The following is an 8,603-nucleotide window of genomic DNA, read 5'->3' as shown; positions in this document are numbered from 1 at the left end:
GCGAAACTCTCTCACCTTGATTGACGCTGCCTTCCATCCTGATCGCCGCGCGACATCGTGCGCCGTTGGACGAGAATCAGCACTCAAGAAAGACCTTATCGCCTCGACGAGTGACAAATGATCACCCGCTTTGAAGTAAAGGGGGACCTCGCCTGCGACCTCTCGAAAGGCTGGAATATCGCTCGCAATCAAAGCCTTTCCTCTCTGCATTGTCTCGACCAGTGGAAGTCCAAACCCCTCAGCAAGGGACGCAGCGATGACCGCATCCGCCTCGTCGTAACATTTTGCAAGCAATTCATCGGAGGCGTTCTGGTAATAGAAGAACGAGCCATTCATCCCTTGGAGCCGTTGGATCTCCGACATGAGGGTTGAGACCTTCCAACCAGGGCGGCCCACCAAAATCAAGCGTACGGCAGGGTCGGATGACCATAATATCTGGAATGCACGCAGTACGGTGCTGTGACCTTTACGGGGCTCGATGGTTCCTACCATAAGAAACGTCGGAGCCATGCTCTTGACACCCGCAACAGACCGGGGAGGCAAGGAATCCGCGCCCAAATGAAAGAACTCGGTTGCCGGTCGATGCTGGCAAGGGTATCGATCGAGCTCCGATCGTGTGGTCTCCGAAATGGCAAAAACCACATCGCTTTCGCGCATCACCGAACTCATCCATGGCCGGAACATTGCGACGGTTTCGGCCGTAAAATACTCAGGATTGGTGATCGGCAAAATATCGTAGACGCATGTGAATATCATGCCGCCGAGGTTCCGAACCACGGGAAACAGGGAAGCCGCCCATTTCGGGTAGATATCCCAGGACGAGTCGAGCATAAAAAAGCTGTCTCCCGGACGGAGCGTCATAATCTGCTCCCGATCCCTGCTCGGGAATCTGGGGACCGCGGTCAAGACTAGTTTTGCATCAGGGGTACGCTTCAAGCATACCGGCAGAACGTCAAAGGCGTAGTGAGAGCTATTGCGCTGTAGAGCGGCCGTTAGAGCTCGGACGGTCCTCTGGATGCCCGTGACGTTGGACATATGATATGTGGTCGAAACGTCGACGAGCAATCGCGGCTTGCGGCCCGCCGGCTCAATCTCAAGTTCTTGAACCGAAAAATCGTCGAGGGTAAACAACTTCTGCTGCTTGCGAGCCAGCCACGCGTAAAGAGCATGCAGGGTTGGCTGCAACTCGCTTCGAAGCGAGGGAGCATAATGGCGAAGCAGATTGGCAGCTGGCCTGCTGACTTTCAGCCAAGTCGCCCCCACGGCACTCCAAAAGATCCGGCGATGCTTGTTCGTACCCAATCCAATGCTCCGAGAAACACAACGCCTGCCGTTATCTAACCAGCGAGCTATCGGATCCGACTGCGCAATCAGCCCCGCATATCCCTTCATTCATCCAGCGCCCGACAAGCGACCCGGCCGCCATATCGCAGTCTTAGCGAAGTCCACAAGTGCTAATAGGGAAGTAGCCTGGGATTTCGCCATCCTTGTACTCCGTCGACCACTACTTGAGGCCGCAAGCCGGCGAGTGACAGGATCGCCGGGCGCTCAATTTCTAGCCCCCAACCCGCTGCGCGAAGCGTTGAAAAGATGGTCCCCTCTATTTCACGCGAATGAGTGCCAACGACCATATAGGCAACCCGGCTATTGAGAAACTCGAGACTGTCGCGAATGAGGTCCGCCTCACTGCCCTGGATGTCGATGTGCAGCAGGTCGATGCGAGAGCATCCTTGCGAAACCCGATCGAGCGAGATCATGGGCAAGACCTCGTATTTTCCGCTCAGTTTGGCCTTTGCTATGTCGAACAAGGACGCGTCGAAGATCGGCTCGAGCCCCCAATTTTTTCCAGCCATCTGCTGGATGGGGAACAAGGCCTTGCCGTCACGCGCGGCGGCAATCCCGTGATGCAGCCAGACTTCGGATTCATCGAATTCATTGGCGCGACAAGCTTCGCGCGCGAATTGAATATGTCCCAGATCGCCCTCGATACCAATCAGGCGAATCTTGCGCGAAGTCCGCCGCGCAGCGGCTCCCATATTGTTGAGCCAACAGCCCCATCCGCATCCCAGCTCAATAATAGTGAAGGTCTCGCCCGCCAAATCGACCGCACGCAGCGCGGCAGCCCATTCGGCAATGTCGGCATGCCAATTAGCGGGAATCGGAATCGGCTCGACTTGCCCGGCCTTACCCTCCAGGAGGTCAGGGAAGAACTTCGGGTCAATCAGGACGCCCAAGAAATTGGTCAGATAGCCATCGCGCGGTTTGAGCTCGCTCACCGCGTGCGAGCGCATGATCCCCATCGCGTCAATGCATGAATTATAATGGAAAAAAGGGCTTGTCTCTGTCATGAAGGTCCGCCAGCTTCCGCGGAGGTCCTATGACACCCCTCAACCGCTGAAGTCAACTCTGCCAGGCAGTACACTCAGGTGACTTCCGATGTTTGGTTTTCATCACGTCCCGTCTTTTGCTAATCCCGGCAGACACTCGCGTGGGAACAAAATGAGCGTTATTCTGTCTTTCCGAATTTCTGTCTTGAGTAGGCCCATGCGGGGCCGAGCAGGCTGGGTCAAGGCGTGGCCGGAACTTGCGGCTTCCTCATGAACACGACCTCGTTTGAAAACCAGTATAAACGGTTTGAGGACCGCTTTCGGGGATCTGAGGATCTTGTCAGGCAGCGCCTGTCAATCTACTTGCCCCTCGTCAACGGCTTAAGGTTGAACAACTCAGCTTCGCACAAGGCGCTCGACATCGGCTCAGGACGAGGCGAGTGGCTTGCTCTTCTTTCCTCTCAGGGCTGGGATGTTACCGGGGTCGAACCAAACGACATCGCCGACGCGAGCAATAAAAGGTGCAGCGTCGTAAGGTCAGATGCCCTGGATTATCTCAAGACGTGCAAGAGCCAATCATATGCGTTGGTGACGGCTTTCCATGTGGTAGAGCACGTCGGCACCGATTACCTTCTTGATATGATGAGTGAGATACGACGGGTGATCGCTCCGGGTGGCCTCATCATCCTGGAAACGCCCAACCCGGAAAACATGACCGTAGGCTGGTCATTTTATGTCGATCCCACGCACAAAAATCCTTTGCCTCCGGTCCTTCTGCAGTATTTCGTCGAGCAGGCAGGCTTTCCGGCTCCCGAGATCGTGCGTCTGAATGGCTACGAGGGAGATTACGAACTGGGGCCACTGTCCGGATTGCTATCAACGCTTTTCCGTTCGGGTCCAGACTATTCGATCGTCGCGCGCTCTCCCACGGGGCAGAACGATCCATTTTCTCTGCGGATCAGGGATTTCGCGATACAACATTCGCAACGAGACCCGACCGACATGAGAGTCTTGGCCAACCTCGCAGCGACCGCAGATCTGACAATAGCGGATCATGCAAGGCAGCTCGAGGAACTGAGAGCTCGTCAATTAGGAACGGAGGCTGCACTAAATCAAAGATCGCTGGAACTTGCCGCCATTTACGGCAGCACGTCATGGCGGCTGACGCGCCCCCTCCGCTTCCTTATGCGCACTGTGCGTCGTGTCTCCAACTTACCGGGTTTACGAACTGCTCTGGCAGACATGCGACTATATCTTCGCGAGCGGCCCCAGCTGAAACGGAAAATCGTCGGTCGGTTGTATCTGGTTCCTGCGCTCAAGCGAAAGATCATAGGACTGACCCCGCATGACGAGCCACGTTGGCAAACCGATGCGCACCCGCGAGCCCGCGAAGACTGGATCAAAATCATGTCTCAGACTGAACAGCGATAAGACGGACCATGAGACTCTGGATCGACGGTCAATGCCTTCAGACTGCCAGCCGACAGCGGGGAATCGGACGTTACGTCGGAGACTTCGTTCGAGCGATCGCCGGCGGCGATTTTGGAATTGAGCTCCTTGTTTCATTCAACGCAGCGATGCCAGATGAGGCGATCTCCGCAAGGGATCACGTGAAAAGCTGGATCCCCGACAGCAACATCCACCTTTGGGAAGGTGTTGCTGAGTCCGGAGAAGCGGACAGCGGTTACACGGAGCGTCGGCATCTTAGCGAAGTCACACTGTCTCATCACGTCGCATGCCTCGCGCCGGATGTCGCGCTTTCGACCAGCCCATTCGAGGGCGCCGGAGATTTGGCGGTACCGCTGCCTCCGATGCCAGAGGTCGGCATTCCCATAGCTGCGATCTTCTACGATGCAATTCCTCATCATTATGCCGACCAGTATCTCTCGACGCCGCTTCGACGCGCTTACTATTATCGCCGGCTGGGATATTATAAGAGCTTCGACCTGAACCTGTGTATCTCCGATTATTCGCTGCACGAGGCCATCGGATTATCGGGCAATGACAAGAGCCTGAATATCGGGGCCGGGGTCTCTCCGGAATTTCTGCAATATTCCCAAACGCGAACTCCCAGAGCAGCTAAGGCATACGTTTTAAACGTTGGTTCTCTTGATTGGCGCAAAAACGTTGAGACTCTTATCGACGCTTTTGGCAGGCTCCCGGACAACCTTCGCAACGAGCTTCAGCTGTTCCTGGCCGGCGATTACCATTCGACGCGTGTTGGAGAACTTCGCGAACGCTGGATCGCTCTAGGTCTTCCCGAGCAGAATCTCGTATCTAAAGGTCATGTATCGGATGCCGATCTGGTGCGCCTGTACCAATCGGCCGGCCTCGTTGTTCAACCTTCGCTACTGGAAGGCTTCGGATTGACAGCCCTTGAAGCCATGACCTGCGGCGCTCCCGTTATAGTCTCCTCGACCGGAGCTCTGCCCGAAATCGTCAATGATCAAGACTTGCTGTTCGATCCGACCAGAGCCGATCAAATAGCCGACAGGATCGTCAGCGTTCTCGGCGACGAGACGCGAACCGCCCGAAAGGTCAATGCAGGTCTCGAGCGCGCGAGGCGATATAGTTGGGAGAATTCTGCAAGGCTCGCGGTTTCTGGCCTTTCTCGAATTGGGGGCTCGCGAAAATCCAAGGCGCCGCAGGACTTGCAATCTGTTCGGCAAAGAACCGCCAAAGTTCTTACGCGCCTGGCTGTTCCTTTGCCCACAATCGTGGAAGCTGTTGCTCGGGCCGAACCTGATTTCACGGACCACAAGCGGCTCCTCGTCGAAGCGACCTCGATCGTCCGCCGAGATCTCGGGACGGGCATCCAGCGTGTCACGAGAGAGATGGTACGAAATTTGATCTGCGGACCTTCTTTGGAGAAGCCCACGATTGTCTATTGCGATGGATTGGGCGGATTTTATGACGTGCAGGTGACGACGGCTCCGTTTGCCCTGCGGAAGAGCTCCAACAAGCTGTTTCTGGGGCGTGGCGACACAGTCTTCATGCTAGACAGTTCCTGGGAATTTTATCGCGAAGTCCTTCCGGTGCTGCTCTCGGCCAGGATGCGAGGGGCAGAAGTCATATCGTGCCTTTACGATCTGGTGCCACTTCGCCAGAATGCGTTTTGCCATCCTGGCGTGCCGCCGATCTTCCTCGGATGGTTCAAGGCTGCGCTCAGCTATTCGACCGGGTTTGTCTGCATTTCAAAAACTGTGGCCGACGAACTGCATGATCTGCTCCAGGCGATCTCCTTCCCGAGGGAACTGAAGATCGGCTATTGGCCACTTGGCGCTGACTTCACCCCTTCTGGTGTCGCTGAGCGCCCGATACGAAATTCCTCAAACCGCCGTTTCTCGCTGTTGATGGTGGGCACGATAGAGCCCCGTAAGGGATACCGGGTTGCCCTCGATGCCTGCGAGATGTTGTGGAAGGACGGCCTGGACATCCAGCTAACGATCATAGGAAAGGCCGGCTGGGAGGCGGACGAGTTGATCGATAGACTGCGCAATCATCCGAGCGTTGGCGATCGACTAAGGTGGCACTGGGCCGCGGACGACGAGCAGCTGGCCCGAGCCTATGAGGAGTGTGACGCGCTCATTGCATCGTCTTTCGCTGAAGGATTTGGTCTGCCGATCGTGGAAGCGTTGCATTATGGCAAGTCCGTCATCGCCAGCGATATCCCGATCTTTCGCGAAGTAACTCGAGATCACCCTTGTCGGTACTTCCAAGTTGGCTCCCCCGCTTCGCTTGCATCCTCCATCCGAAGTCTGATCGCAGAGCATCAAGACGATAGGTCGAGGGGCGTGCGCCCCGCGAGCTGGTCAGAAAGCGCCGCCCGGCTACAGGATGTGGTATCTAACGGCGAATGGTACCGGATCTACAAACCTTGCTCTTACAAGCCGTATTCGTCGATCTACGACTATGGCAAGACAATCATGCAAGGACCGCTTGACGAAGCCGGCCGTCGGCACACCTTGGAGCTCGTTCACGGGCCAATTCGGGATAAGAAAAATTTCCGATATATCCTCCGAATTACCAACTTGTCCAAGGAGGTCTGGTCCAGCAGCGCGGCGGAGGACTCCTGGAAAGTTCGTTTGGGATATCATCTTCGAGACGCCAGCGGGGGCGAACTAATCCCGGATGCCGCGTTCGGTGAGATAGCGTTCGTGCTCGTGCCCGGAGACAGCCAGTTTCTCTCGCTGGAACTGCCAAGGCAGGCCGTTGAAGCGGCCAGCTCACTGGAGGTTGAAATGCTACAAGGAGAAAGTGACTGGTGGGGCGTCCCCCTCTGGCTTCCTTTGTCGATATTTGAGATGTCTTAGCGAGAGATAAAAGGCACACGCGGGAGAGCAAGAGTCATGAAAGCAAATCGAGTCGGATGGATTGCGATTATCTTGCTCGCGAGCACAATTTTTGCATCCGCCCAAACCGCAAAACAGCTCAAAACGAGCAAGGGAAAGCCGGTTGGCCTCTTAAATCTTGTCAGTCCCAAAGCGGATTGCACCATTGGCACAGCGCCGATGTCGGTGCCCGTCATTCGTGAGAAACCAAGCCATGGCGTCGTTCAAATGATTGTACTGTTCGCCAATGTGCCGGCCTCGGGAGTTTGCCCGACACGGAAGATACCTGTCATAACCCTGATTTATTCTCCGAAGGCTGATTTCGTCGGGAGCGATTCTGTCACTCTCGACGTTGATGATGCTAACCGAACCACAGCCTTGAGCTACGATATCTCAGTGCTAGCTACGGGTGATGCACTTTAAGCGTCCCCCAGCGCGCGCCGACCTTCAACTCCAAGTTGGCAGCGCCACTCCATCAATATATCGCAAAGCGTGTCCTTCAGCTCGTATTTGGGCACCCAGCCCAGAAGCAACTTTGCTTTCGACGCATCACCGCAAATTCTGGGAACTTCGACCCGCCGCACCCGCGCTGGATCTTGCTGGACCCGTACCGTAGCTGAAGACATCGAGATCAACTGATCAAGGAGATCTGCCAAGCGCACCGCGCGCCCCGACGCGACATTGAGAATTTCTCCGTTACGGATCTCATCTGAATGTACGATCGCGCAGGCGTAAGCGTTCGCAACATCTCGCACGTCCAGAAAATCGCGCTCAACGTCGAGATTGCCGACATGCAGCACTGGCGTCTGCTTTCCAAGCTCGATCCTGGCGATTTGGGCAGCAAAGCTTGAGATGGCATACTGCTCTGTTTGCCCGGGGCCGATGTGATTGAATGGTCTTAACCGTATTGCCCGCAATCCGGAGGCCGCGAGGCTGCCGATTGCAAGATCCGCGGCGGCCTTGGTGACAGCATATTCGCTGATAGGTTGAAGCCTTGCGTCCTCCTTGAGAATCGCTGTTTCATTTGCGCTCAGGCCGTACACCTCGCCAGAAGCGATGGAGAGCAGCACGCAAGATGGCACGTGCCGAAGTATGGCTCGCGCCAAATTCAACGTGCCGAGCACGTTTATGTCCCAAGCGGCTCTTGAATTCGCCTGTGCATCGGCGACCCGAGAGATACCTGCAAGGTGAACGACGTGGGTTGGGCGCAGGCCCTTGATCAGATAATTGACAGCAGCTTCGTCGCGGATGTCGACGGAAGCTTGGACGCTCCCCCTCCCCGATCCGTTGCCACACGCGATCAGCTCAGCGTTCGGCAAGATCTTCCGCACAGCGTCGAGAAAATATGGACCCACAAATCCATTGGCTCCTGTCACCAAAAGTCGCATTCTTGGTCTTTCGCAGCTTGCGGATGGTTGCTGATCCGGAGGGTACGCCCTGCTCCGCATAAGGAGTAGCCAACGCGGTCGTCAAGTGGACAGTGTGGCCTCAAGCGACCGGGCTCTTCTCTACCTCGGATGTGAGCGAAATATGACCCCGGCACATTCAAATTCGAACTAGCCCCCGTGTGCGCGCCAGTCCGGATTTTTACAATGAAGGTATCTAGATACCATGGTCATTGGACTATGGGAGTGCGGGCCCAACGCCCAACGGCGTCCAGCAAACCGCCCTAGCCTCTGAAGTGCAGGTGAATTGTCATTCGCTAACGCATGCCAGGCTGGCGCCTGGCTCTGGTAGTCTGCGCGCTGAGCGATCGATCAGCCGATCAGCCGCCGCGCATAGCCAGTTCGACTGCGGCTTCGATGTCCTTCGTCGTTTTCACAGATTCGTCGTGGGGCCAGGCGACTGTATATCTGGCCCCTATCCGGCAAAGATGCACGACTATTCGTTCGCTAAAGCGTGATGGCATTAGGTTTGATATCCTGAATTTCTGAAGTAGTTGGCG

Annotated in this window: 7 protein-coding genes; 3 read left to right on the top strand and 4 right to left on the bottom strand. The window is 55.9% G+C overall.

Annotation, left to right across the window (positions count from 1 at the left end):
- Positions 1-1,302, bottom strand: a 1,302-nt coding sequence (locus Q0687_RS05490; protein WP_298873213.1) for a glycosyltransferase family 1 protein, incomplete at its 3' end; no start/stop codon positions are given.
- A gap of 152 nt (positions 1,303-1,454) precedes the next feature.
- On the bottom strand, positions 1,455-2,348 hold the full coding sequence (locus Q0687_RS05485) for a class I SAM-dependent methyltransferase (RefSeq protein WP_298873211.1): 894 nt from the start codon (positions 2,346-2,348) through the stop codon (positions 1,455-1,457).
- Positions 2,349-2,597: 249 nt separating this feature from the next.
- Here Q0687_RS05485 and Q0687_RS05480 point away from each other — a divergent pair, with 249 nt between their 5' ends.
- Genes Q0687_RS05480 through Q0687_RS05470 form a run of 3 tightly spaced genes read left to right on the top strand, consistent with a single transcriptional unit; the run spans position 2,598 to position 7,081 of the window.
- A complete protein-coding gene (locus Q0687_RS05480) occupies positions 2,598-3,758 on the top strand; it encodes a class I SAM-dependent methyltransferase (RefSeq protein ID WP_298873210.1) in 1,161 nt (386 codons plus the stop codon).
- Positions 3,759-3,766: 8 nt separating this feature from the next.
- Positions 3,767-6,640 carry a glycosyltransferase family 1 protein gene (locus Q0687_RS05475; RefSeq protein ID WP_298873208.1) on the top strand — a complete coding sequence of 958 codons (2,874 nt, stop codon included), beginning with the start codon at positions 3,767-3,769 and terminating at the stop codon, positions 6,638-6,640.
- Between the two features lie 36 nt (positions 6,641-6,676).
- Positions 6,677-7,081, top strand: coding sequence for a hypothetical protein (locus Q0687_RS05470; protein ID WP_298873206.1), 405 nt, complete (start codon positions 6,677-6,679; stop codon positions 7,079-7,081).
- Here Q0687_RS05470 and Q0687_RS05465 read toward each other — a convergent pair.
- Entirely contained in the window at positions 7,078-8,046 is a 969-nt protein-coding gene (locus Q0687_RS05465; protein ID WP_298873204.1) for a GDP-mannose 4,6-dehydratase, read from the bottom strand. The genes Q0687_RS05470 and Q0687_RS05465 overlap by 4 nt on opposite strands.
- Before the next feature lie 377 nt (positions 8,047-8,423).
- A partial coding sequence (locus Q0687_RS05460) for a hypothetical protein (protein ID WP_298873202.1) occupies positions 8,424-8,603 on the bottom strand: 180 nt, incomplete at its 5' end.

Source organism: uncultured Bradyrhizobium sp., from assembly GCF_936928535.1.
GTDB lineage: Bacteria > Pseudomonadota > Alphaproteobacteria > Rhizobiales > Xanthobacteraceae > Bradyrhizobium.
The sequence above is the reverse complement of the archived record's forward strand: the minus strand, read 5'-3'. Positions and strand labels throughout refer to the sequence as shown.